This is a genomic window from Ideonella sp. B508-1 (assembly GCF_000333615.1).
GTDB lineage: Bacteria > Pseudomonadota > Gammaproteobacteria > Burkholderiales > Burkholderiaceae_C > Ideonella.
This window is the reverse complement of sequence record NZ_BADL01000319.1, coordinates 1-22928: the sequence shown is the minus strand read 5'-3', so window position 1 is coordinate 22928 and position 22928 is coordinate 1. Positions and strand designations below refer to the sequence as shown.

Genomic DNA, 22928 nt, shown 5'->3' with positions numbered 1-22928 from the left:
CGCAGCTCGATGCTGCGCACCGCCACACCAGGCTCTTGCCAGATGGTGAGCCGGCGCACCCACAGGGCCGGTTGCTCACCCCCTGGCGGTAAGGTGACCGACAGCGGCTCGGGCCCAAACAGATCAGGCTGCGCGGGCATGGATGAACTCCGACACCTCCGGCGTCAACGCAGGCAACAGCGCCGCCATGCCATGGGCCCGCAAATGGCCCACCACCCACGCCGCGCGCCCATCGGGCCAGCCCGTGGTGTTCACGCCCAGGGCGCTGGGGGTCAGTGTCCACCTGCCATGTGGGCCTGGGCCGGATTCGAGCAGATCGCCCCGTGCCCGCATCTTGCGAAGGGCGTTGCCCCATGGGGTGGCAACGGCCACTTGCAAGCGGGCGACCTGCGTTGGCAGGGGCTGAGCCGCAGCGCCCACCAGACGGCACCACTGCGTGGCCTGCGATGCCAGCAGGGCTGTCGTGAAGAGACGTGGTTGCAGGCACAACACAGCGGCCAGGCGTGCCTGGTCTTGGGGCATGGGCTGGCCCCAGGCCTTGAGTACGGCGGTGAGTGCGGCCACGGCCGCGAACTCGTCCGCAGGCACGTCCGAGGCCCACGCGCCATCCGGCAGGGCGCTCCAATCGGGCTGGGCCGTTGGCGCGTCGGTGGCCCCCGGCTTCTTGCGCCCGGGCTGGCCGCGCGGCGCCTTCGGCTTTGCCGCCACGGCCTGCGCTTGGGCCAGGCGTTGCAGTAGGGCGCTGGCCGGTTCGTCGTTGGCTTCTTGCGGCACCAGCTCGCCCCGGAAGGCCTTGGCCAACGTCAGTGGGGTGAGGCGCTGGGCTTGGGCGATGGCGGCGGCGTGGCGGGATTCGATGCGGTCAGCGGCTGCCAGTAAGGCCTTGCCTCGGCGGACTATCTCTGCCTGTTCTTCCAGAGATGGACAGCGAATCACTACATCGTTGAGCACAGACAGGTTGATGTTCTTCTGAGCCGTTGCCGGGGCAAAAGCCTCAAGTTCATCCTTGATGGCATCGATAGCCCATTTCACATATTCGCCCAAGCATTGGCTGGCATCCGCGACGAAGCCGACCACGCTATCCGGAAAGCAGGCTGGGTATGTGAGGATGGCGGTGTCGGCAATGTTTGCCGCGATCGTGATGCATACAGTGCCTGCCGGCCACAGTTGGCTTTGCTGTAACCCGAACTCACTGTAGGTTTGACGGTGGCTCTTTATCAGGCCACCCGACTGCGCTACATCTCCTGTTTGCACAAATGGGTACTTGCCGTCGTACAGCCGTGGATCGTTGCGAGGGCGATGCTTTGATTTCCCTCTCCCCAATTCGCCCAATGTGGCTAGGGGTCTCGGCTTCCATGCAAAGGCACACTTGTTCTCAGCGCGCCACTCTTCCGTGAGGTCGCCGGTGACGGCGGAACGCACCACCGCCTGCCGAAACCGCTTGATCAGCCCCGGGATGGCATCGAGGTGATCGTTGCAGGCCTTGATGCGGGCCAGCAAGGTGTCGAGGTGGTCGGCGATGCGGGTTTGTTCAGGTCTCGGTGCCAGCACGAGGGGCGCCGCCCGGCCCGCCTCTGTGCCGAGGCGCGGCATGTTCATGCCATGGCTTTCAGCCTCGACATAACGCAGGAAGTGCGGGTGTTTGAGCCAATAGAACAAGTAGCGCGTGTCGAGTTGCTCGGGGCACTTGATCGGCACGATCTCGGTGGTGCAAAAGCCGGGTTGATCGGCAATCAACACCTTGTTCAGGTAAGGGCGCAGCTTGCCGTAAAGCACGTCACCAGCATCAAAGCGGTTCTTGGTGCTCTTGGATTGCCGTTCGCTAAAGGTGACACGTTGCAGAAGACGCGAGCTGGCTTTCTCCACGTCCTCCAGTTCGAGCACCCACGCCGAATCATCGATCTCATCCGGTTCTGCTTTGTTGGTGCGGCCGTAGTCGATCAGGTCGCCCAGCGTTGCGACGGCCCACGTGGAGGGAAGCTGTTGAGCCAAGTTGTCCAGGTCACTCATCCCCATCCCCCTCCAACAACACCCCCCGCCTCGCCATCGTCTCCCTCGCCTCCAACAGCGCCTGATGCAGCCGCTGCTCCAGTTCCGCCTTGGGCGGCAGCTCGGTCCAGTACTCGGCCACGGTGATGCCGTCCTTGTGCATCTGCAGCAGCTCCACCTGCTCGCGGCTGGATTCGGCACAGAGGATCAGGCCGATGGGCGCCTCTTCTCCGGGCTGGCGCTCGTGCTTGTCCAACCACTTGAGGTAGAGCTCCATCTGGCCCTTGTGCGCAGCCTTGAAGCGGCCGAGCTTGAGCTCGATGGCGACCAGGCGGCGCAGGCGGCGGTGGAAGAAGAGCAGATCCAGGTAGAAGTCATCGCCATCGATGACCATGCGTTTTTGCCGCTCCACAAAGGCAAAGCTGCGGCCCAGCTCCAGGATGAAGGCTTCGAGCTGGCGCAGGATGGCGGCTTCCAGGTCGGCCTCGTCATGGCCTTTGCGCAGGCCCCAGAATTCCAGGAAATAAGGGTCTTTGAAGCCCTGGGCCGCGGCGTGAGGGTGAGCCCACCCGCGGTGGCATCGGTACCCATGCTGGCCGCGGTCAGCGGTGCCACGCCCAACTGGGCGCTGGCGATCTCGCTGCGCTCGAAGGCCTTGCGTTCGATCTGGCGGCGCAGCTCGCGCACGCTCCAGGCTTGCTCGGCGCACTGCGCGGCGTAGAACTGCCGGGCGGCGGCGCTCTTGAGTGGCAGCAGGCCCAGGATGTGGCTCCAGCTCAATTGTCGTGACAGCGTCGCGACAATCTCGACGGTGGGGAAAGCCTGGGCAAACTGGCGCATGCGTTGCAGGTTCTTGGCCTCAAAGCCGCGGCCGAACTCGCTGGCCAGCTGCGCACCCAACTCGTTGATGAGGCGCGCGCCGTAAGCGGCGCGCTCGCCGTGCAAGAGCTCGGTGTGGATGCGCTGGCCCACGGTCCAGTACAGGCGGGTGAGCTCGGCGTTCACCGCGCCGGCCAGGCGCTGGCGGCTGGTGGCGATCAGCGTGCGCAGCTCGGCGTGCAGGTCTGCCGCCAGCAGCGCGCCGCCAGTCGGCAGAGGGGGCTCTGGCTGGCTCACGCGCCGGCCCCTTCTCGGGTATCGACATCGCCGGCTTCGTCGGGCAGCAGCTCGTCCAGCTCCAGGTCGGGGTCTTCGCCCAGGGCTTCCACCAGGGCGCGCAGCTCCAGCAGGGCGGCGTTCATCTCGCGCATGGCCAGGCGGGCCAGCAGGGCGGGGTCTTCGCGCTGTTGCTGGGCGGTGTCGCCGCCGTCGTCCTTGAGCCAGGCCAGGTCTAGGTTGTCGCCACGGTCGGCAATCTGCTGGCGGGTGAACTTGCGCCAGCGGCCGGTCTCGCCCGTGTCCACCCGTTGGGCCAGGGCGGCAGGGCCGCCCTTGGGGTCGGGGCCGAAGACGTCTTCGAACCTGTCGCGCGGCACGTCGGCGGGGGCATCAGCGGGCGTGCGGAAGTAGTCGCGCGTGAAGGGGGTGCGCTTGCCAAACTGCGGCATGTTGGCGCGCATGTCGTAGACCCACACTTCCTTGGTGTTGCCCTTGTCGCTGTCCTTCCCACTTCCTTCGCCCTTGGTGAAGAACAGCACGTTGGTCTTCACGCCCTGGGCATAGAAGATGCCGGTGGGCAGGCGCAGGATGGTGTGCAGGTTGCACTTGTCCATCAGGTCGCGGCGGATGCTGGTGCCCACGTTGCTTTCGAACAGCACGTTGTCGGGCAACACCACGGCGGCACGGCCGCCGGGCGCCAGGTTGCGGTAGATGTGCTGCAGAAAGGCGAACTGCTTGTTGCTGGTCTCGTAGGTGAGGTCTTTACGGGTGGGCAGGCCGCCGCCCTTCTTGGTGCCAAACGGTGGGTTCGAGAGGATGAGCGTGGCCGCTGGCAGGTGCGTGCCTTCTTCACCCAGGGTGTCGCCATAAGTCACGCCGCCCTCAATGCCGTGCAGCAGCATGTTCATCAGCGCCAGGCGGTGGGTGTCTTGCACCAGCTCCATGCCATAGAAGGTTTCACGCTTGTAGCGGCGCTGCGCTTCTTCGGTGAGGCTGTCGAAATCGTTGTGGGCACGCAGGTAGTTGTTCGCGGCGATCAGGAAGCCGCAGGTGCCGGCGGCCGGGTCTTGGATCACGTCGCTGAGCTGTGGCTTCATCACGGCCACGATGCTGTCGATGAGGTGGCGCGGGGTGAAATACTGACCGGCACCGCTCTTCTTCTCGGTGGCGTTGCGCTCCAGCAGGTTCTCGTACAGGTCGCCCAGGTCATCGCGCTGCACGCTGTACCAGTCCAGCGCGTCAATCTCTGTCACCAGCTTGCTCAGGGTGGCGGGCTTGGTGATGAAGGTGTTGGCGTTGGCGTAGATTGCTTGCACTGCGCCGTGGCCGTGCAGGCCGTAGCTCAGCAGCATCTCTTTGTAGGTGTCCAGCCGTTCGGGCGCCGAGGCGTTGAGCAGGTCGTCCCAGCGGGTGCCGGGTTGCTCCACGGCGGGCTCGGACTTCCTGGGGCGGATCCACACCTTGAGCCGGTCTTCCTGGCCGGTCTCCTTCATCATCTTCAGGAAGAGCAGGTAGGTCAGCTCGCTGAGGTACTGGTGGTAGGTGACGCCGTCGTCACGCAACACATGGCAGAGCGACCAGAGTTTGGCGCCAATGTCTTGGGCGGCCTGGGGGGAGGTGGACATCAGAAAACAGGATCAGGCGCTCTGGGCTGGTGGGGCCCAAAGCGCGTCATTGAAGGCGTCCAGCACCGGTTGGAGCTGGCCATTGAACACTTTATCCAATCGCGCAAAGCCGCCCCCCTCTCGCTTGAAGAGCAGGTCAGGGTCGTCCAAGGCTTCGCGGTCGACCAGGCCGTTGGCCTTGGTCTGCGCGGCGATGCGCTTGAGCCAGTCGCGCTGCGGCGTGGTCCAAGGCTTGCCGCCAGGTGGCTGGGCCAGCAGGGTCTGCAGGGCGTGGTCGACCCGCTCACTGTAGGGCAGCAGCGCGTCGCCCAAGGCAGCCTGACGGATGTAGCCCACGATCCGGGCGGCAATGTCCTGGTTGCTCAGCTCGCGCCAGGCGGTGGCCAAGCGGGCTTCGCTGAACCCAGCCTTGTCCAGCGCCAAGGCCAGCTCTTTCAGCTGCTTGCGGGTGAGGTCGCGCGGCTTGGTCAGCACGGCCATCAAGGCAGGCAGCTCGTTGCTGTGGCTGTTGATGAAGGCCTTGAACTCGTCCAGGTAGTCTTGTGGCTTGCTGGCCTTGCCGTATCCACGTTCTGCACGCAGAAACTCGTCGGGGTGGTCAGAGACATACATGGGCTGGCCGGCAACCTCTGACTTGCGATCCAGGATCTCGGCCAGGCCGGGGTTCTGCGTGAACCAGCTTGCCACCTCGGCCAGGCTCAGGGCCTTCAGCCGCTTGATGAAGGCATCCGGCGGCATGCCAGCCTGGGTTTCAAAGTCTTGGGCCGCCTGGCCTTTGAGGTGGCGCTTCTTGACTTGCAGCTTGGCCAGGAATTGCTCGCACACCAGCTCGCGCGCGACATCGTTGTCGACCTGGGTGAGTTCCTGTGCCAGCTGCGCGAAGCTCAACTTCGGGTTGACCACCACGGGCTTCATGTCGGTCATGTCGCCAATGGCCTCGAAGATGCGCACGGCGTCGAACACGCGGAAGCTGTCCTTGGCTTCGCCGTTGAAGCTGCACAGGCGGGTGGCGCGACCGAGCATTTGGTCGAACAGGATGCGGCTGTTCACCTGACGCAAGAACACCAGGTTGCAGATCTCGGGCACGTCCACCCCGGTGGTGAGCAGGTCCACCGTCACGGCCACATTGGGCAGGCGCTCGTTCTTGAAGCGGCGGATCAGCTCCAGCGGCTTGTCGGCGTTGCCGGTGATCTTGATGACAGCGTCGTCTTCCACGCTGCCGTACTGGGCCTCCAGCGCGGCCTTGAGCACATCGACCACCAGGTCGGCGTGGTCGCTGCTCACGCAGAAGATCAGGGTCTTGCGACGGCCGCCGGGGTCGATTTCTTGCGCCAGGTAGCTGCAGATGGCCTCGTTGAAAGGGCGGGTGATCACCTTGCGGTTGAAGTCTTCAACCTGCAGCTTGATCTCGTCAGGCGCCTTGAACAGTTCGATCTGGCTGCGTTGCGCGTTGTAGACCTTGACCTCTTCACCCACCTTCCAGGTCATGCCGTTCTCGGTCAGCTGGGTCTTGATCTGGATGGGCGGCTCGTAGTCAACCAGGTAGCCGTCGATCACCGCTTCACGGTAGCTGTAGTTGAAGACGGGCGGGCCAAAGATCTCGCTGGTGTGCAGGGCGGGGGTGGCGGTCAGCCCAATCTTGACGGCGTCGAAATAGTCCAGCACGCGCCGGTACTTCGAGATGTAGTCGTCAAAGCCGCGGAAGCTCAGTTCGGTGTCGGACATCTCGCGGTCCAAGGTGTAGCCGCGGTGGCACTCGTCAACCACGATGCAGTCGTATTGGTCGACGGTGGGAGGCGTCACGCCCTCGGCAGGCAGCAGCAGCCTGCGCATCATCCCTTGCACGGTGGCGATGTGGACGGCGGTGTCCGCCTCTGGGCTCTGGGCGTCCAGTTCCTTGATGCCGAAGGTCTCGGCAAAGGTCTGCAGGCGCTCCATTCGGGTGTCTTTGAATGCGTTGGCCGCTTGTTCTCCCAGGGCGGACCGGTCCACCAGGAACAGGATGCGCCGGTAGCGCTGGGCCTTGAGCAGCCGGTAGATGAGGGCGATGCAGGTCTTGGTCTTGCCCGTGCCGGTGGCCATGGCCAACAGGATGTCGCGGTGCCCCGCTGCGATGCATTCCTCGGTCTTGCGGATGGCCGCTTGCTGGTAGGGCCGCAAAGGAAAGCCATAGTTGAATGGCGTGCTGCTCAGTTCGGCGTCGGCCTTGGCCTCATCGCGTCGGAGCAGAGCGGTCAGGCCTTCCGGGCTGTACCAGCCGTCAAGCGCTTGGCTGCGGTTGGCGGGGCGCCGAAGATCGCAGAACCAGATGCCGCTCTTGGTGGCCAACTGCCGCAAATAGGGGCGGCCATTGGTGGCGAACACGAAGGGAATGCGGAACTCAGCCTGGTCGCCCCAGTTCTGTGGGTGGAGCGAGGTGTTTTCGCTGGGCGAAAACGTGCGGCTGTAGCGCTTGGCCTGCTGGATGTCCGCGGAAACGTCCTTGGTTTCGCGTTTGGCCTCCACCACCGCCATGGGCACCAGGCCTTGGAACAGCACGTAGTCAGCCGAATAGCCTTCACAGGGCCACTCCGCGATGGCGATGTTTCGGCCGCGCTCCGGGCGGGTGCCCTGGCTGTATCGAAGTGCCTGCGAGTCTGCCTCCCAGCCAGCTTGGCGCAGTTGCTGGTCAATGATGCGGCGGGTTTCGGCTTCGTCCAGTTGCACCAGGCTGGCGGCCTGGTTCGCAGACGCGACAAACTTGCCGAAGTCGGCCTGGGGTGCCGCCGTGGCCTGGGCTTGCAGGCTGGCCAGTTGCTCGGCCAGCTTGGCCTTGTCCTGCTCGATTTCGGTGGCGATTTGCTCCCAGAGCTGGCGTTCTTCGCTGACAGCCGAGAGCTGATTCTTTGCGGCCTCCAGCGCACCAGATACCTTCTCGCCGTTGGCCATGTGTTCGGCCACGGCTTGGCGCAGCGACGCCAATTCGCGCTTCAGGTCTGCGGATTCGTCTGCGGGCGGTGAAGGCGGGATGAACGGGCCGGAGCGATAGTCGGCCGACTTGAATGTGCGGTGGAACCACAGGCTGAGTTGCCATGACAGCTTGAGCGTGGCCAGGGCCTTGGCATGGTCCCCCTCCAGCGCATGGTTGGCGGCATTACCGGTGATCCGAATCTGGTCGAGCAACTGCCGGACTTCGCGGGGCAACAGGCCCTCTCCCTGCAAGCGGCGGATCAGGTCGTACTGGCTCTCATCCTGCGAGACGTAGAGCCCACCGCGCGCGGCGAGCGACTGGGCCAGCAGTTCAGCGTGTTGCCGCAGCTTGAGCAGGCTGGTGTTGGGGTCTTCAGAGAAATAGCGCTCCGCCAACGCTCCCAGGCGCCAAAGCTGCGGCTCGTACGCACGCAGCATGTCGAAATTCGAGCGTATCGCTTCTTGCATTCCGGCTCTCTCTCCCTACCCCGCAGCCGGATCGTACGTCAGCCAGATGGTGGGGTACGCGGCTGCGCGCGCAGGAGTAGCGATGACCTGAGGGCAGGTCCCACAACTCTAGACAATGGCAGCTTCTCGGAGGCATGCGGCAAGTGAAGGCTTTCTCTGCACAGGTGCCGCCTGGCATCTCGGGTGCGAACCGCAATGGGCGCCCGAACCCGTCGTCGAGTCAGCGCTCTGAAGCACCACCCACCGCAGGTGCGGGCTCTTCCATGCCCAGAGCCGCCAGATTGGCCTGCACGCTGCGCAGCAGCTCGCCCAGCTGCTGCCGCTGCGCCGGGCTCAGCCCGGCCAGGGCCTGTTGCTCCAGCGTGCGTTCGCGCCGCTGCAGCGTGTCCCGCACCGCCTGCCCCGCATCGCTCAGCCGCAGGCAGACCTGGCGGCGGTCGCTGCCGTCTTCCTGGGCCAGCAGCAGGCCGCGTTCGCGCAGGGATTTGATCAGCCGCGCCAGCTGGGCCTTGTCGCGGCCGCTGTGCTGGGCCAGGTCGCGCTGGGTGGCCCCGGGGTGGCGGGCGAAGAAGCCCAGCACCTTGCCTTCCATGGGGGTCAGCCCGGCCAGGGCGGGCTCGTCGGGCCACTGGTACTGCAGGCTGCGCACGCCATGCATCACGGTGTGGATCAGGTCCAGCACCGAGGCTTCGGGGGCGGGCGCCGTCTTGCCCTTTCTGTTGACAGTGTCAACCTTTTTGGGGATCATGGTTGACATTATCAACGAAGTAAGATGAAAACGTGATGAGCACGAACGAGACCGACACGCCGCGGGTGCAGCGGGTGCGGCATGAACTGAAGAAGCGCGCGCTGCAGGTGCAGCGGGTGGAGCGGCTGAGCCCGCTGTTCCAGCGCGTCACGCTGACGGGCGAGTCGCTGGCCGATTTCGTCTCCGCGGCGCACGACGACCATGTGAAGATCATCCTGCCCGATGCCACGGGCGAGACGGTGATGCGCGAATACACCCCGCGCCATTTCGACACGTCCGCCCGCACGCTGGTGCTGGACTTCGCCCTGCATGGCGAGGGTCCGGCGGCCAGTTGGGCGGCCCAGGCGGCCGTGGGCCAGACGCTGACGGTGGCCGGCCCGCGCGGTTCCTTCGTGGTGGCCAATGATTTCGACTGGTATGTGCTGATCGGCGACGAGACGGCGCTGCCGGCCATTGCGCGCCGCCTGGAGGAGCTGCCCGCGGGTTGCCGCGCCATCGTGCGCCTGGCCCTGGCCGATGCGGCCGACCGTGCGCTGCTGCCGCCCACCGCGGCCACGCTGGACCTGGGCTGGGTCGACACGGCCGAGGCCCTGGTGGACGCGGCCCGCGCCATCACCCTGCCGCCGGGCGAGGGCTATGTCTGGTGCGGCGCGGAAGGCGCGGTGGCCGCGGCGCTGCGCGACGTGATGGTGGACGAGAAGGGGCATGACCCCAAGCTGATCCGCTCGGCCGCCTACTGGAAGCGCGGCGCGGCCGCTCACGGCTGAGTCGGCCGGCGCTTCTGGCAGACTGGCCGGCTTCTAGCCGAGTGTCTGCCATGTTCGACGTCACCCAACCCAAGCTGGCCTGGACCCTGATCCTGGTGTCCGGCGCCCTCGAGGTCGCCTTCGCCACCTCGGTCCAGCTGTCCCAGGGCTTCACCCGCCTGCTGCCCGCCGTCGCGGCCCTGGTTTTCGGCGGGCTCAGTGTCTACCTGATGAGCCTGAGCCTGTCGGTCATTCCCATCGGCACGGCCTATGCGGTGTGGGGCGGCATCGGCGCCGTCGGCACGGTGCTGGTGGGGCTGCTGGCTTTTGGCGAAACGGCCTCGCCGCTGCGTCTGGCCTGCATCGCCCTGATCGTGCTGGGCATCGCCGGCCTGCAGCTCGTCGAATCGCGCTGAGCTGATCCGGCTGGATCAGGGGTCCAGCGGCCCCTCCAGGCGCACCGTGAAGCCGGGCGAGCCGTTGCGCAGCGTCAGCGTTGCGCCCAGGCGCAGCGCGGCCTCGCGCACGATGGCCAGGCCCAGGCCGCTGCCGGGGCGGGCCCGCCCGGGGTCGCCGCGGTAGAAGGCCTGCAGCACCTGCTCGTGCTGGTCCGCCGGGATGCCGGGGCCGCCGTCCTGCACCTCCAGCCAGAAGCGCGGCCCCTGCGTGCCGGCACGCACCACCACCGGGCTACCGCCGTACTGCAGGGCGTTGTCCACCAGATTGGCCAGCAGCCGCTCCAGCAGCTGCGGGTGGCTGTGCGGCAGCACCAGGGCCGGGGGCAGTTCGGCGCGCAGGGCAAAGCCCGCCGCTTCGGCGGCGTCGTGCCGCTGCAGCACCACCTGACGGGCCACCTGGACCACGTCGACCGCCTGGTCCAGGGCCAGCGCGCCGATGCGGGCATGGTCCAGAAAGCCCTGGATCAGCTGGTCGGCGACCTGCACGTTGCGCTCGATGCTGGCGCGCCGCTGGGCCACCTCGGGCGTGTCGGGCAGCAGGCTGGCGGCCAGCTGGATGCGGCCCAGCGGGCTGCGCAGGTCGTGCGAGACGCCGGCCAGCATCAGGGCCCGTTCCTGCTCGAAGCGCGTCAGCCGCTTGGCCAGGGTCTGCCAGGCCTCGTCGATGGCCAGCACCTCCTCGCTGGCGCCGGGCAGCGGGGCCTCGGCCTCGCCCAGCGTCTGGCCGGGCCGGAAGCGCGCCATGCGCTGGCGCAGGGCGTCCAGCGGCCGGGTGAGCCAGCGGGCCAGCCACCAGGCCAGGGCGGCGGCCATCAGCACCACCCCGCCGGTGACGGCCAGGATGCGCTGCGGCGGCGAGGGCTCGACCGAGGGCTCGCGGATGCCATACCAGCGCGGATGTCCCGCCGGGCCGGGGGCCAGCTCGATCCAGAGCACGGCCGGGCGCTGGTGGGTGTCCACGGCCAGGTTGCGGGGCGGCAGCCCCCGCTCGGCCAGCACGTCGCGCAGGGAACCCAGACGGGCCGCATAGACGGGCACGGCGCCCGCGCCGGGCGGGCGTTGCTCGCTCTGGAGCACCACGGTGTCGCGCAGGGGCGGAGGGTCGTCCAGCGTCCAGATCCCGGCCGCGGCCCGCAGGGCTGGGGCCCAGCGGTCCACCACCAGCTCGGCCATGGCGCGGCTGCGCTCCATGTAGAAGACCACGCCCAGCACGGTGGCCAGCCCCAGGGCCATCAGCAGCAGGGCCAGGAAGAAGCGGGTGAACAGGCGGCTGCCGGACAGCAAAGGCATGGCGCGCGCCGTGTCAGCCGCGGGGCACGAAGACATAGCCTTCGCCGCGCACGGTGTCCACCCACTCGGTGCCGGGGCTGGCTTCGCGCAGCTTGCGGCGCAGCCGGGCCACCTGCACGTCCACCGTGCGGTCCTGCGGCCGGTAGGGGCCGGCCTGCACCGCGGCGCTCAGCTGTTCGCGGCTGAGCGGCTGGCCGGCCCGCTCGGCCAGGGCCACCAGCAGCTTGAATTCGACGCCGGTCAGGGTCACCAGCCGGGTGTCGGCCACCACCTCGCGGCGCACCAGGTCGATGTCCAGCCCCTGAAAGCGCAGCACCGGCGTGCTGCGCACCGGCATGCCGCCACGGCGCAGCAGGGCCCGCACCCGGGCCACCAGCTCGCGGGGTTCGAAGGGCTTGGCCAGGTAGTCGTCCGCGCCGATCTCCAGCCCCAGCACGCGGTCCATCGGGTCGCCACGGGCGGTCAGCATCACCAGGCCCAGGGCGGGGTGGTCACCACGCCAGCGCCGGCACAGGTCCATGCCGCTGGCATCGGGCAGCATCACGTCCAGCAGCACCACCTCGGGCTGCAGCTCGGCCAGGGCCTTGGCGCCATCGGCCCCCGTGAGCACCTGGTGGGTGCGCCAGCCCTCGCGGCTCAGCAGCTCCACCAGCATGCCGCCCAGTTCGGCGTCGTCATCCACGATCAGGATCAGGGCTTGGGTGTTCATGCGCGGACGCTCCCGGGCGTCGGGTGGAGGGATGGTCCCCAGTGTAGGCAGTGCGCCGCGGGCCGGCGAGCCTGTGACGGTTTTGAAATATTTCGTCGTTCGGCGTGGTCGTTCGGGCCCGGCCCACGGCGTTCAATGAAGGCATGGATCGACGGCTGTCGGTCCTTCACTCAACCCAATGCAGCCCCGGCTGCCAGGAGCGACCGAGATGAACACCTTCCGTACCCCCCGTCCCACCACCTCCACCCGTCCCCTGATCCGTCTGCTGGGCACCGCCCTGGTGGCCCTGGCTGCCCTGCCGGTGGTCACCGTGGCGCAGGCCGCGCCGCGTCACCACGGCACCACCGTCACCGGGCCGGAAGGCCGCACCGCCTCCCGCAGCGTGCAGCGTGGGGGTGGGGATGTCAGCAGCACCACCACCGGCTTCGGCGGCCGCAGTGTCAGCCGTGACGTGGACCGCAGCGCCACCGGCACCACCGCGACCGTGACCGGCCCCAACGGCCAGACCGCCAGCCGTGACGTGACGCGCAACGCCAGCGGCAGCACCGCCACGGTCACCGGGGCGAACGGCAAGACCGCCAGCCGCACCACCACCCGCAGCGATGGCACGGCCAGCACCACCGTGACCGGCCCGAACGGCCAGAGCGGCACGGTCACCACCACCCACCAGCCCTGATCCCGCGCCTGGCCCTGCGGAGTCCGCCGTGATCGCCCTGGCCCCCCTGGCGACGCTGGCCAGCACGCCGACCGGCCCCCATCTGGGCGGGCTGCTGCGGGGGGCCTTGGCGGTGGTCCTGGCGGCGGTGCTGGTCGAGGCCGCCGTGCTGTGGCGCCAGGGCCGCTACGACGGGCGGGCCCTGGCCACCACGCTGGGGGATCTGGTCTTGCGCCGTGCGGTGAGCCTCACCGGCCTGTCGCTGGCCGGGCCCTTGTTCTCCTGGGCCTGGGCCCACCGCGTGCACACCCTGGACCTGTCCACCGGCGGGCAATGGGCGGGCCTGTTCCTGCTCAGCGAGCTGGCGTACTACGGCTTTCACCGCGCGTCCCACCGCGTGCGCTGGTTCTGGGCCAGCCACGCGGTGCACCACTCCTCGCCCCAGCTGACGCTGGCCGCCGCCCTGCGGCTGGGCTGGCTGGGCAAGCTCAGCGGCAGCACGGTGTTCTTCGTGCCGCTGGTGTGGCTGGGCTTTGCGCCGGCGGCCGTGCTGAGCGTGCTGTCCTTGAACCTGCTCTACCAGTTCTGGCTGCACGCCGAGTGGTTGCCCCGCCTGGGCCCGCTGGAGTGGGTGCTCAACACGCCCTCGCATCACCGGGTGCACCACGCCTGCAATCCGCGCTACATCGACCGCAACTACGGCGGGGTGCTGATCGTCTTCGACCGCCTGTTCGGCACCTTCCAGGCCGAGCAGGCCGAAGAGCCGCCGCGCTACGGCCTGGCCGGCCGGCCCCGCATCGACAACCCCATCCGCCTGGGCCTGAGCGAGTGGCAGCGGCTGGGGCGGGACCTGTGGGCCGCCAGGGGCTGGCGCCAGCGCCTGGCCGTGCTGGTCGGCCCACCCGGCCCCTGAGCCCTTCACCTTTCTTTCACGGCACTGTTCCGAGGAAATCACCATGCCCCCTCTTCTTCAACGCGTTCCCGGCCCGCGCGCCGCGGGCACCCTGGCCGGTCTGGGCCTGCTCCTGTCCCTGGCCGCCTGCGGCGGTGGCGGTGGCAGCGACAGCAGCGACACCGCCGAGACCGACCAGGCCCAGTCCCTGAGTGCCACGGCCACCACCTCGCCACAGCAGACGGCCCAGGTGGCCGATGCGGTGGTGGACACCGCGCTGGCGGTGGATCCGGGATCCCTGAGCACACCGACGGCCGCCCATGTGGGCGTGGCCGCGGCCGGCAGCGCACAGCTCCAGGGCAGCGTCAGTTGCGCAGGCGGTGGCACGGCCTCGGTCGTGATGACCGGCCCGACCCTGGCCGGCCTGCTCGACGGCGTGCCTGAGGCGGGTGAGGTGACCCAGCTGACCTACAGTGACTGCCGCGGCCCCGATGCCCAGGTGGTGCTCAACGGCACCGTCACGATGACCGTGACCCAGGCCGACAGCAGCAGCCTGACCGTGAGCCTGGCCACCAGCAATCTGCAGGCCGGTCTGCCCTTGTCCACCCTGGGCTGGGGCGGCAGCCTGTCCCTGACCCGCACGGGGACGGTGGCCAGCAGCGGCCCCTCCACCACCAGCAGCGCCTGGTCGGCCAGCGGCCTGAGCCTGGTGGCGGTGCGCAACGGCCATGAGGCCGACCTGAGCTTCAACGGCAGCGGCACCCGCAGCGTGCAGTGGCAGGACGGCGTGCCGGCCTCCAGCAGCTACCAGGGCTCGTCCAGCCTGGGCCTGGCCTCCAGCCGCTGGAATGGCACGCTGGACGTGGCCACCCAGGGCGCGATGGTGTTCGATCCCGAGGGCGTGCCCCAGTCCGGCAGCGTGAGCCTGTCGTTGGGCCTCTACCACTGGACGGCCACCCTGGCCAACGGCACCGCCACCGTGACGGTGGACCGCAACGGCGACGGCGTGGTGGACCGCACGCGCAGCTGGCCGGTGGCCGACTGGCTGGCCAGCGCCGCGCAGTGACGCGCAGTGAGGCCGCTCAGCCGGCCGCGGTGTGCCGCAGGTGCACCATGTGGCTGGCCAGCATGCCCGCCACCATGCGGGCCACGGCCTTCACGTCCAGGGGCTCGTCGAAGATCATCTCGACGGTGGCGTAGATGAGTTCCACCACCGTGCGGCTGACCAGCGTGAGCTCGGCCAGCGGGGTCTGGGGCAGGGCCTGGGCCAGCAACCGGGCCTGCTCCTGCGTCACCGCGGCGTGGGAGGCCAGCCGCACGTCCTGCAGCGCCGGGACGGCGCGCAGGGCCCGCATGATCCACACCCCGCCCGGGGTGTTCTTCGTCACCTCGTAGGTGTCCACGATCAGGCCCTCCAGGGCGCGTTCAACCCCGTCCAAGGGGCCATCGATCACCTCCCGGGTGATCCAGCGCGCCACCACCACGTTCTGGTGCTGCATCAGGCGCTGGCCCAGTTCGCTCAGCAGCGCGTACTTGTTGGGAAAGTAGCGGTAGAGCGCGGGCGGCGTCAGCCCGGCGCGCTCGCACACCAGGTTGGTGGACAGGCGCTCGATGCCCACATCCGCCAGGGTCTGGGCCGTGACCTCCAGGATGCGTTCATAGGTCTCGGTGGCCCGCTGCTGGGCCGGCTGCTTCTTGGTGGCCAGCGGGGGCTTGCGTCGGAGGGGCAGGGTCATCGGAGGGAGGAGGGCGGACATCCGGGATTCTCCTGGATATTTTTCTTGCCACAAAAGCTAGTCATGACTATAAACTAGTCATCACTACTTAACGAACGTCGCGTTTGCGATGGCGCAAGAAAGGAGCCCCTGCATGAAGACGGTGTTGTGTCGGATGTGTGCCATCGCGCTGTCGATGGCGGTGTGGGGTTCGGCCCGGGCGGCCGGACCGGAGGAGGCCCAGGGCCTGTGGCTCACCGCCGCCCAGGACGCGGTGCTGGAGTTCAAGCCCTGCGCCGACCAGCCCGCCGCGCTGTGCGGTCGCATCGTCTGGGACAAGGACGCCGGCACCGCCAAGGACACCTGCGGCGTGCAGGTGGCCCGGCTCGGCCGCTATGACAACGGGGCCTGGCGCGACGGCTGGGCCTACGACCCGCGGGACCAGAAGAAATACAAGAGCGTCGTCCGGGTGAAGGACGGCGATCTCTTCATCCGCGCCTTCATCGGCGTGGAGATCCTGGGGCAGACCGAGCAGCTCAAGCGCGTTTCGGCCCTGCCCGCCACGCCGGTGTGCAAGTCGTGACGACCGTCGCGTCCCGCCGCACCTCCCCCCACGTCACCTCGGAGCCCCGTTCCATGAACCTGCCCCGCATGTCCTTCTGCGCCGCCAGCCTGCTGCTGGCCAGTGCCACGGCCGCCTTTGCCGAAGACACCGCCAGCTATGCGGTGGATGCCTATGCCAAGGTCCTGTCGGACCAGCGCACCCGCGGCATCTCGGACTCCCTGAACCGGCCGGGCATCAAGCTCAGCGTGCAGGCCGTCCATGAGAGCGGGCTCATCGGCCTGCTGGAGGTCAACACGGTCAGCAAGAAGCAGTTCCTGGGGGGCGACGGCCTGGACGTGACGGTGGCTTCGGGCTACCGCTTCGGCGATCCCGAGGCCTGGCACTACGGCCTGGGCCTGGCGGCCGAGCTGTTCCCGGGCGCCAAGTTCCAGGCCCCGCATGGCATCGACCTGGCGACCGGCACGCCCACCGACGTGCGCACCACGAACTACAACTCCGGCTTCGCGGTGGTCGAGATCGGCTACGGCGACCTGGAAGGGCGCATCCTCAACGTGCTGTCCAAGACCTACCGCGGCGCCGACACCGGCGGCGTGTGCGGCCAGATGCTGCAGGTCACCCTCACCACCGATCCGACCCGGGCGCTGGAGTGCTATGCACGCGGTGACCACGACTCCCGCGGCAGCTGGCTGTTCGACCTGGACTACCACTACCACCTGGACCCGGTCACCACGCTGAACCTGCATGCGGGCTACCAGCAGATCGCCCACTTCAAGGAGGCCAACTTCACCGACTGGCGGGTGGGCCTGATCCGCCAGCAGTGGGGCGTGGAATGGGAGGCGGCCTGGGTCAAGACCCATGTGCAGGACCGCGATCTCTACCTGGTGCAGGACGGCGACCACTGGCGCGCGACGGACCAGGGCAAGGTGCTGGCCTCGGCCACCTACCGCTTCTGACATGACCCTGTCTGCGACATTCCGTCCCCGCACGGTGGACGAGCGCCTGGTGCTGGCGGTCGACCTGGGGACCTCGGGCTGCAAATGCGCCCTGGTGTCCCTGGACGGCAGCGTGCAGGCCTGGGCCTTCCGGCCGGTGCAGCTGCATGTGCAGGGCGCGCTGGCCGAGCAGGCCCCCGAGGACTGGTGGACGGCCTTTCTGGAGGCGGCCGGCGAGGTGCTGGCCGGCGACCCGAGCCTGCGTTCCCGCGTGGTGGCGGTGTGCTGTTCGACCCAGACCGAGGGCACCGTCTGCGTGGACCGCGAGGGCCGCGCGCTGGGTCGGGCCCTGACCTGGCTGGACGCCCGCGGTGCGCAGGCCATGGCGCGGCGCGCCCGCGGCCGGCTTGTGAACATCGAGGGCTACGGCCCGCTCAAGCTCTGGCGCTGGCTGCGCCTGACCGGGGGCGCGCCTTCGCTGTCGGGCCGCGACTCGGCCGGCCACATGGTCTACATCCGCGACGAGGAGCCGGAGCGCTATGCGCGCACCCACAAGTTCCTCAACGTGCTGGACTACCTGAACCTGCGCCTGTCCGGCCGCTGCTGTGCCACCCAGGATTCGGCCGTCACCGCCTGGGTGACGGACAACCGCGATGCCCACCAGGTGCGCTACCACGCCAGCCTGATCCGCATGCTGGGCCTGGACGCCGACAAGCTGCCCGAGATCGTGCACTCCACCGACGTGCTGGGCCCGCTGCTGCCCGCGGTGGCGCAGGCCCTGGGCCTGGAGGCGAAGACCGTGGTGGTGGCCGGGGCGGTGGACAACTCCGCCGTGGCCGTGGGCGCTGCGGTGAACGACTTCGAAAGCCACCTCTACCTGGGCACCTCGTCCTGGCTGGGTGCCCATGTGCCCGCCATGAAGACCGATGTGCGGCACAAGATCGCCGCCATTCCCAGCGCGGTGGACGGGCGCTACCTGGCCATGGCCCTGCAGTCCACGGCCGGGGCCAACCTGTCCTTTCTGCGCGACCGCATCCTCTACCACCCCGACGAGCTGGCCAGCGACGAGGAGCATCCCGCCGTGTACCAGGTGCTCAACCGCATCGCGGCCCGGGTGCCGCCCGGTGCGCGCGGGCTGATCTACACCCCCTGGCTGGCCGGCGAGCGCACCCCGGTGGACGACCCCCGGCTGCGCGCCGGGCTGATCAACCTCTCGCTGGAGCACTCGCGCGAGGACATCTTCCGCGCCTTCCTGGAAGGCGTGGCCCTGAACACCCGCTGGATGCTGGAGCCCTTCGCCCGCTTCCTCGGGCGCGATGTGGGCACCATCACCGCCGTGGGCGGTGGGGCGCAGTCCGATGTCTGGTGCCAGATCATCGCCGACATCACCGGCCAGCCCATCCGCCAGCTGGTGAACTCCATCCAGGCCAATGCCATCGGTGCGACCTACATCGCCGCCGTGGGCCTGGGGGCGCTGCGCTTTGCCGATCTGGGCGAGCTGCGCCAGGTCCAGCGCGTCTACGAGCCCGCCCGCGCGTTGCGCCGCCTCTACGACGACCAGTTCCAGACCTTCAAGGAGGTGCGCTCGCGCCTGGCGCCGCTGTACCACCGCCTCAACCGGCCCCAAGGGAGCCCCGCATGAACACCGACGCCAGCACCCAGGCGCTGCGCCAGACCGTGGTGGACCTGTGCCACCTCCTTTCGCAGCGCGGCCACTTCTCCGGCACCGGCGGCAACATCGCCCTGCGCGTGGACGCCGAGCGCATCGTGGTGACGCCCTCGGCCACCGACTACCAGACCATGACGGCCGCCGATGTGTGCGTGCTGCGTCTGTCGGACCTGCGGCAGCTCGAAGGCGTGCGCCCGCCCTCGGTCGAAAGCAGCCTGCACGCCCGGGTGCTGCGCGCCCGGCCCGATGTGGAGGCCAGCATCCACACCCACCAGCCGGTGGCCAGCGCCTGCGCCCTGCTGGGTGCCGGCCTGGACGTGCCGCCACCGTGGCAGCGCACGCTCGGGGCCCACGTTCCCCTGGTGGGCTACGCCCCCTCGGGCAGCGGCTGGCTGGCCGGCAAGCTGGGCCGCGCCCTGCGCCCGGACACCCAGGCCTACCTGATGCGCAACCACGGCGTGCTGTGCTGCGGCCCCACGGTCGAGCAGGCCCTGCAGGCCGTGGAGGACCTGGAGGCCCTGTGCCAGGACCTGCTGCGCCAGCGCATCGCCCGGCGTGCCACCCAGACCCCTTCCTTGCAAGCGCCCTTGCGCCGCGTCCTGGACGCGCTCGCGGGCTGATGTTCCACCTCCACGAATGCCTTCCATGAGCCCCTGTCCTCCCCCGGTGGCCGGTCTGCCGGCCCGTCCCGCCATCTCCGCCTGGCCCGATGTGGCCGAGCTCTACCGCCGCTTCGACGCGCTGGTCAAGCAGCCCATGCGGCCCATCCGCTCCGACAAGATGCCCCAGGTGATGCGCTACTTTGAAGAGCGCTGCCAGGGCTCGCGCCGGCTGGCCGAACAGGCCAAGTCCGTGATCCCCGGCGGCGTGCAGCACAACCTGGCCTTCAACCACCCCTTCCCGCTGGCCATCGCCCAGGCCGAGGGCGCCCACATGACCGATGTGGACGGCAACCGCTACATCGACTTCCTGCAGGCCGGCGGCCCCACGCTGCTGGGCTCCAACCACCCGGTGGTGCGGCAGAAGGTCAACGAGGTGCTGGACAGCTGCGGCCCGGTCACCGGCCTGCTGCACGAGTACGAGGTCAAGCTCGCCGAGCTGGTCTGCCAGAGCATGCCCGGCGTGGACATGGTGCGCCTGCTGGGCTCGGGCACCGAAGCGGTGATGGGCGCCGTGCGCCTGGCGCGCGCCTACACCGGCAAGAAACGCATCATCAAGGTGGGCGGCGCCTACCACGGCTGGAGCGACCAGCTGGTCTATGGCATGCGCCTGCCCAAGACCGGCCGCATGGAGGCCGTGGGCATCCCGCATGGCGCCACCGGCAACACGCAGGAATGCAACCCCAACGACCTGGACGCGCTGCGCAGCCTGCTGCGCTGGAACCGCCTGCGCGGCGGCACGGCGGCCGTGCTGCTGGAGCCGCTGGGCCCCGAAAGCGGCACCCGCCCGGTGCACCCCGACTACAACCGCGAAGTGCGCAAGCTCTGCGACGAATTCGGCGCGCTGATGATCTTCGACGAGGTGGTCACCGGCTTCCGCCTGGGCCCGGGCGGCGCGCAGGCCTATTTCGGCGTCAAGCCCGACCTGACCGTGCTGGGCAAGTGCCTGACCGGCGGCTACCCGATGGCCGGCGCCATCGGCGGGCGGCGCGACATCATGATGATGCTGGTGGGCGGCATCGGCACCACCACCAAGCGCGCCTTCGTGGGCGGCACGCTGTCGGCCAACCCGCTGTCCTGCGTGGCCGGCTACCACGCCCTGCTGGAAGCGCAGCGCAGCGATGCGGCCGGTGTGGCAGGACGCGCGGGCGACCGGCTGCGCCAGGGCCTGGAAGGCATCATCCAGCGCCTGGGTCTGCCCTATGTGGTCTACAACATGGGCTCCATCGTGCACCTGCAGACCTCGGGCGTGCTGCTGCTGGACACCAGCAGCCTGTGGAAGCTGTTCAAGGCCAAGGACGAGGCCAAGCGCCGCAAGCACATGATGGAGGAGATGGGCGCGGCCTACACCGCCCACGGCCTGATCACTCTGGCCGGCAGCCGCATCTACACCAGCCTGGCCGACACCGACGCCGTGATCGACGATGCCCTGAACCGTTTCGAAGACGTGTTCAAGCTGGTCTGAGGAGTCCTGCAGCGATGACGACCGACACCCCGCAGAGCACCGATCTGCACACCGACCTGCACGCCCAGTGGCTGGCCCTGCGCGATCGGCTCCAGGCCAAGCGGCTGCTGGACGGACCGGGCGCCAGCCTGTCCCTGCGCATCCCGGGCCAGCCGGCCATGTGGGTGGGGACGGCCGACGACGCGGCGCCCCGGCGGGTGAGCTGGGACCCGCGGACCGCGCCCGGTGCCCAAGCGCCGCAGGATCTGCACGCCATGGTCTACCGCCATCGCGACGATGCCGGCGCCGTGGCCTGGGGCGGCGGTGTCTTCGGCCATCGCCTGGCCGATGTGGGCGGCGTGCTGCCGCAGGTCTTCGACGAGCAGGCCCGCCACCTCGGCCCCATGGGCGCGCCGGCCGCCGACCTGACCGAGGCCGCCCAAGCGCTGCAGGCCGGCGGCCAGGTGCAGCTGCTGCAGGGCCGGCCGCTGTGCCTGGGCATGACGGCCACCCGCCTGGCGCTGAACACCGAGTTGTTCGAGAAATGCGCCAAGGCCTACGTGCTGGCCGCGGCCAGCGGCGGGCCGGTGCGGCCCCTGCCGTGGCTGGTGCGCCGGGTGGCCAATGGCCGGCTGCGCAAGGACCGGCGCGCGGCCGTGGCCCGCTGGGCCCAGGGCCTGCTGCCCCAAGAGGCCAAGGGTTACTGACATGGCCCCGCCGGACGCGATCATCCCTGGCCACGACCCGAGGACCCCTGCCATGTCAACTGCCTCTTCCACCGAATTCACCGCGGGCCAGATCGTCTCGGCCCTGGCGGTGGGCTGCATCGGCGTGCTGATGGTGGGCATCCAGCCCATCCTGCTGGGCGAACTGGTCGATGCGCGCCAGGTCAGCCTCGAAGGCGTGGGCCTGGTGGCGATGGCCGAGATCATCGCCCTGGGCCTGGGGGTGGCGCTGGGGGACGCCCTGCTGCCGGTGGCGCGCCTGCGCCTGATCACGGTGCTGGCCGGGCTGCTGGGCGCGGGCCTGGACCTGCTCAGCCTGCGGGCCACCGGCGACGGCAGCATGACCGCCTTGCGCGCGGCGGCCGGCCTGGCCGAGGGCGTGCTGGTCTGGGGCACCACCGCCGTGGTGGTGCGCTGCGCCAACCCGGCCCGGGTGGCCGGCATCTTCTTCGTGGTGCAGACCCTGGGCCAGGCGGCCCTGGGCGCGCTGCTGGCCCATGCGGTGCTGCCGCGCTGGGGCTGGCAGGGTGGCTTCGCGACCCTGGCCCTGCTGATGCTGCTGGCGCTGCTGCTGGCCTTTGCGCAGCCGGCGCGGCTGACGCCGCTGTCGCCGCCCTCGGTGACGGGCTTTCGCTGGTCGCTGCGCACCGCGCTGCCCCTGCCGGCGGTCTTCCTGCAACTGGCCGCCCTGGGTGCCTTCTGGGCCTACCTGGAGCCGCTGGGCCAGGCCGCCGGGCTGGACGCCCATGCCGCGCAGTCGCTGATCGCCGGCGTGCTGTTCATGCAGGTGCTGGGCGGCAGCGTGGCCACCGCGGCCGTGCGCCGCCTGCCCACCGTGGCCACGCTGCTGGCCTGCTCGGCGCTGCTGGGGGCCATCACCCTGGGCGCGCACCAGCTGCCGGGCGGCCATGCGCTGCACTTCATGCTGGGTTGCGCCGTGTTCGGCTTCGTCTGGCTGTTCATGTTGCCCTTCCACATCGCCCTGGCCTTCCGGGCCGACCGCAGCGGCCGCGTGGCCGCCCTGGTACCTGCGGCCCAACTGCTGGGCAGTGCCTTCGGGCCGCTGACCGCGTCCTTCCTCGTGCAGGGGGACAACGCCAGTCCGGTGCCCCTGCTGAGCAGCGGCTTCGCACTGCTGTCGGCGGGCGTGCTGTGGGCCGCGCGCCGCCATGGTTCCACCCCGCCATCCGCCTGAAAGGAGGCTTGCCATGTCATCGACATCCCTGGTCACCGGCGGCAGCGGCTTCGTGGCCTGCCATCTGGTCCAGCAGCTGCTGGAGGCCGGCGACACGGTGCATGCCACCGTGCGCAGCCTGCGCAACGAGCGCAAGCTGCAGCCGCTGCGCCAGCTGCAGCAGCGCCATGGCGCACGGCTGCAGCTGTTCGAGGCCGATCTGCTGGCCCCCGGCTCCTTCGACCGGGCCATGGCCGACTGCAGCGTGGTCCACCATGTGGCCTCGCCGTTCATGCTGCCCGAGAAGATCAAGGACGGCCGGCGCGAGATGCTGGAGCCGGCGCTGCAGGGCACCCGCAATGTGCTGGGCAGCGTCGAGCGCACGCCCTCGGTGTGGCGGGTGGTGATGACCTCCCCC

Annotated in this window: 21 protein-coding genes and 1 pseudogene; 13 read left to right on the top strand and 9 right to left on the bottom strand. The window is 69.2% G+C overall.

The window, feature by feature from the left end; translation table 11 throughout:
• Window positions 1-123: 123 nt before the first annotated feature.
• The 6 genes and pseudogenes from I73_RS30945 to I73_RS27930 all read right to left on the bottom strand — a co-directional run bounded on the left by I73_RS30945 (window position 124) and on the right by I73_RS27930 (window position 8877).
• Entirely contained in the window at window positions 124-2010 is a 1887-nt protein-coding gene (locus I73_RS30945; RefSeq protein ID WP_022981163.1) for a restriction endonuclease subunit S, read from the bottom strand.
• Window positions 2003-2698, bottom strand: coding sequence for a PDDEXK nuclease domain-containing protein (locus I73_RS34020; protein WP_234409510.1), 696 nt, complete (start codon window positions 2696-2698; stop codon window positions 2003-2005). The genes I73_RS30945 and I73_RS34020 overlap by 8 nt, the downstream gene beginning before the upstream one ends.
• Window positions 2692-2994 (bottom strand): annotated as a pseudogene (locus I73_RS34015) (DUF1016 N-terminal domain-containing protein); the annotation flags it as partial. The gene I73_RS34020 and the pseudogene I73_RS34015, both read right to left, overlap by 7 nt.
• Before the next feature lie 107 nt (window positions 2995-3101).
• On the bottom strand, window positions 3102-4712 hold the full coding sequence (locus I73_RS13875; RefSeq protein ID WP_022981162.1) for an N-6 DNA methylase: 1611 nt from the start codon (window positions 4710-4712) through the stop codon (window positions 3102-3104).
• A 12-nt stretch (window positions 4713-4724) separates the two neighbouring features.
• Entirely contained in the window at window positions 4725-8129 is a 3405-nt protein-coding gene (gene hsdR / locus I73_RS27935; RefSeq protein ID WP_022981161.1) for a type I restriction-modification system endonuclease, read from the bottom strand.
• A gap of 220 nt (window positions 8130-8349) precedes the next feature.
• Complete coding sequence (locus tag I73_RS27930; RefSeq protein WP_022981160.1) at window positions 8350-8877, bottom strand: MarR family winged helix-turn-helix transcriptional regulator; 528 nt, start codon at window positions 8875-8877, stop codon at window positions 8350-8352.
• A gap of 35 nt (window positions 8878-8912) precedes the next feature.
• Here I73_RS27930 and I73_RS13860 point away from each other — a divergent pair, with 35 nt between their 5' ends.
• Both I73_RS13860 and I73_RS13855 read left to right on the top strand, forming a co-directional pair.
• The gene (locus tag I73_RS13860) at window positions 8913-9644 is read left to right on the top strand and encodes a siderophore-interacting protein (RefSeq protein ID WP_022981159.1); all 732 of its coding nucleotides are present in this window, start codon (window positions 8913-8915) and stop codon (window positions 9642-9644) included.
• A 50-nt stretch (window positions 9645-9694) separates the two neighbouring features.
• Entirely contained in the window at window positions 9695-10039 is a 345-nt protein-coding gene (locus I73_RS13855) for a multidrug efflux SMR transporter (RefSeq protein WP_022981158.1), read from the top strand.
• Between the two features lie 15 nt (window positions 10040-10054).
• Here I73_RS13855 and I73_RS13850 read toward each other — a convergent pair whose 3' ends face one another.
• Together I73_RS13850 and I73_RS13845 are read right to left on the bottom strand one after the other, a co-directional pair.
• A complete protein-coding gene (locus tag I73_RS13850; RefSeq protein WP_022981157.1) occupies window positions 10055-11371 on the bottom strand; it encodes a HAMP domain-containing sensor histidine kinase in 1317 nt (438 codons plus the stop codon).
• A 13-nt stretch (window positions 11372-11384) separates the two neighbouring features.
• Entirely contained in the window at window positions 11385-12080 is a 696-nt protein-coding gene (locus I73_RS13845) for a response regulator transcription factor (RefSeq protein ID WP_022981156.1), read from the bottom strand.
• Window positions 12081-12288: 208 nt separating this feature from the next.
• Here I73_RS13845 and I73_RS13840 point away from each other — a divergent pair, with 208 nt between their 5' ends.
• The 3 genes from I73_RS13840 to I73_RS13830 are packed head-to-tail and all read left to right on the top strand — an operon-like array spanning window position 12289 to window position 14693.
• Complete coding sequence (locus I73_RS13840) at window positions 12289-12756, top strand: hypothetical protein (RefSeq protein ID WP_022981155.1); 468 nt, start codon at window positions 12289-12291, stop codon at window positions 12754-12756.
• Between the two features lie 28 nt (window positions 12757-12784).
• A complete protein-coding gene (locus tag I73_RS13835) occupies window positions 12785-13648 on the top strand; it encodes a sterol desaturase family protein (protein WP_022981154.1) in 864 nt (287 codons plus the stop codon).
• A gap of 43 nt (window positions 13649-13691) precedes the next feature.
• On the top strand, window positions 13692-14693 hold the full coding sequence (locus I73_RS13830; RefSeq protein ID WP_022981153.1) for a hypothetical protein: 1002 nt from the start codon (window positions 13692-13694) through the stop codon (window positions 14691-14693).
• A gap of 16 nt (window positions 14694-14709) precedes the next feature.
• Here the strand turns inward: I73_RS13830 and I73_RS13825 are convergent, their stop codons facing one another.
• On the bottom strand, window positions 14710-15384 hold the full coding sequence (locus I73_RS13825) for a TetR/AcrR family transcriptional regulator (RefSeq protein WP_234409508.1): 675 nt from the start codon (window positions 15382-15384) through the stop codon (window positions 14710-14712).
• A 112-nt stretch (window positions 15385-15496) separates the two neighbouring features.
• On the opposite strand from I73_RS13825, the gene I73_RS13820 reads away from it, so the two are divergent.
• From I73_RS13820 to I73_RS13785, 8 genes are all read left to right on the top strand, one after another.
• A complete protein-coding gene (locus tag I73_RS13820; RefSeq protein ID WP_051049215.1) occupies window positions 15497-15925 on the top strand; it encodes a DUF2147 domain-containing protein in 429 nt (142 codons plus the stop codon).
• 53 nt (window positions 15926-15978) lie between these two features.
• Complete coding sequence (locus tag I73_RS13815; protein WP_022981150.1) at window positions 15979-16860, top strand: TorF family putative porin; 882 nt, start codon at window positions 15979-15981, stop codon at window positions 16858-16860.
• Window position 16861: 1 nt separating this feature from the next.
• Window positions 16862-18481, top strand: a complete 1620-nt coding sequence (locus I73_RS13810) for an FGGY-family carbohydrate kinase (protein WP_051049214.1) — start codon at window positions 16862-16864, stop codon at window positions 18479-18481.
• Complete coding sequence (locus tag I73_RS13805) at window positions 18478-19128, top strand: class II aldolase/adducin family protein (RefSeq protein WP_022981148.1); 651 nt, start codon at window positions 18478-18480, stop codon at window positions 19126-19128. Before I73_RS13810 ends, I73_RS13805 begins: the two co-directional genes overlap by 4 nt.
• Before the next feature lie 25 nt (window positions 19129-19153).
• A complete protein-coding gene (locus I73_RS13800; RefSeq protein WP_051049213.1) occupies window positions 19154-20632 on the top strand; it encodes an aspartate aminotransferase family protein in 1479 nt (492 codons plus the stop codon).
• A gap of 14 nt (window positions 20633-20646) precedes the next feature.
• Window positions 20647-21318 (top strand): hypothetical protein, encoded by a 672-nt coding sequence (locus I73_RS13795; RefSeq protein ID WP_022981146.1) that lies wholly within the window; start codon window positions 20647-20649, stop codon window positions 21316-21318.
• A gap of 52 nt (window positions 21319-21370) precedes the next feature.
• On the top strand, window positions 21371-22531 hold the full coding sequence (locus I73_RS13790; protein ID WP_022981145.1) for an MFS transporter: 1161 nt from the start codon (window positions 21371-21373) through the stop codon (window positions 22529-22531).
• A gap of 13 nt (window positions 22532-22544) precedes the next feature.
• The coding region (locus tag I73_RS13785) for an NAD-dependent epimerase/dehydratase family protein (protein WP_022981144.1) at window positions 22545-22928 on the top strand (384 nt) is incomplete at its 3' end.

What these genes read in the sequence shown, in the direction of transcription:
- I73_RS13845 (WP_022981156.1), bottom strand. Translation starts at nt 12,080, where the DNA reads ATGAACACCCAAGCCCTGATCCTGATCGTGGATGACGACGCCGAACTG.
- I73_RS13875 (WP_022981162.1), bottom strand. Translation starts at nt 4,712, where the DNA reads ATGTCCACCTCCCCCCAGGCCGCCCAAGACATTGGCGCCAAACTCTGG.
- I73_RS13830 (WP_022981153.1), top strand. Translation starts at nt 13,692, where the DNA reads ATGCCCCCTCTTCTTCAACGCGTTCCCGGCCCGCGCGCCGCGGGCACC.
- hsdR (WP_022981161.1), bottom strand. Translation starts at nt 8,129, where the DNA reads ATGCAAGAAGCGATACGCTCGAATTTCGACATGCTGCGTGCGTACGAG.
- I73_RS27930 (WP_022981160.1), bottom strand. Translation starts at nt 8,877, where the DNA reads ATGATCCCCAAAAAGGTTGACACTGTCAACAGAAAGGGCAAGACGGCG.
- I73_RS13790 (WP_022981145.1), top strand. Translation starts at nt 21,371, where the DNA reads ATGTCAACTGCCTCTTCCACCGAATTCACCGCGGGCCAGATCGTCTCG.
- I73_RS13855 (WP_022981158.1), top strand. Translation starts at nt 9,695, where the DNA reads ATGTTCGACGTCACCCAACCCAAGCTGGCCTGGACCCTGATCCTGGTG.
- I73_RS13860 (WP_022981159.1), top strand. Translation starts at nt 8,913, where the DNA reads ATGAGCACGAACGAGACCGACACGCCGCGGGTGCAGCGGGTGCGGCAT.
- I73_RS30945 (WP_022981163.1), bottom strand. Translation starts at nt 2,010, where the DNA reads ATGAGTGACCTGGACAACTTGGCTCAACAGCTTCCCTCCACGTGGGCC.
- I73_RS13820 (WP_051049215.1), top strand. Translation starts at nt 15,497, where the DNA reads ATGAAGACGGTGTTGTGTCGGATGTGTGCCATCGCGCTGTCGATGGCG.
- I73_RS13810 (WP_051049214.1), top strand. Translation starts at nt 16,862, where the DNA reads ATGACCCTGTCTGCGACATTCCGTCCCCGCACGGTGGACGAGCGCCTG.
- I73_RS13840 (WP_022981155.1), top strand. Translation starts at nt 12,289, where the DNA reads ATGAACACCTTCCGTACCCCCCGTCCCACCACCTCCACCCGTCCCCTG.
- I73_RS13800 (WP_051049213.1), top strand. Translation starts at nt 19,154, where the DNA reads ATGAGCCCCTGTCCTCCCCCGGTGGCCGGTCTGCCGGCCCGTCCCGCC.
- I73_RS13805 (WP_022981148.1), top strand. Translation starts at nt 18,478, where the DNA reads ATGAACACCGACGCCAGCACCCAGGCGCTGCGCCAGACCGTGGTGGAC.
- I73_RS13815 (WP_022981150.1), top strand. Translation starts at nt 15,979, where the DNA reads ATGAACCTGCCCCGCATGTCCTTCTGCGCCGCCAGCCTGCTGCTGGCC.
- I73_RS13850 (WP_022981157.1), bottom strand. Translation starts at nt 11,371, where the DNA reads ATGCCTTTGCTGTCCGGCAGCCGCCTGTTCACCCGCTTCTTCCTGGCC.
- I73_RS13795 (WP_022981146.1), top strand. Translation starts at nt 20,647, where the DNA reads ATGACGACCGACACCCCGCAGAGCACCGATCTGCACACCGACCTGCAC.
- I73_RS13825 (WP_234409508.1), bottom strand. Translation starts at nt 15,384, where the DNA reads ATGTCCGCCCTCCTCCCTCCGATGACCCTGCCCCTCCGACGCAAGCCC.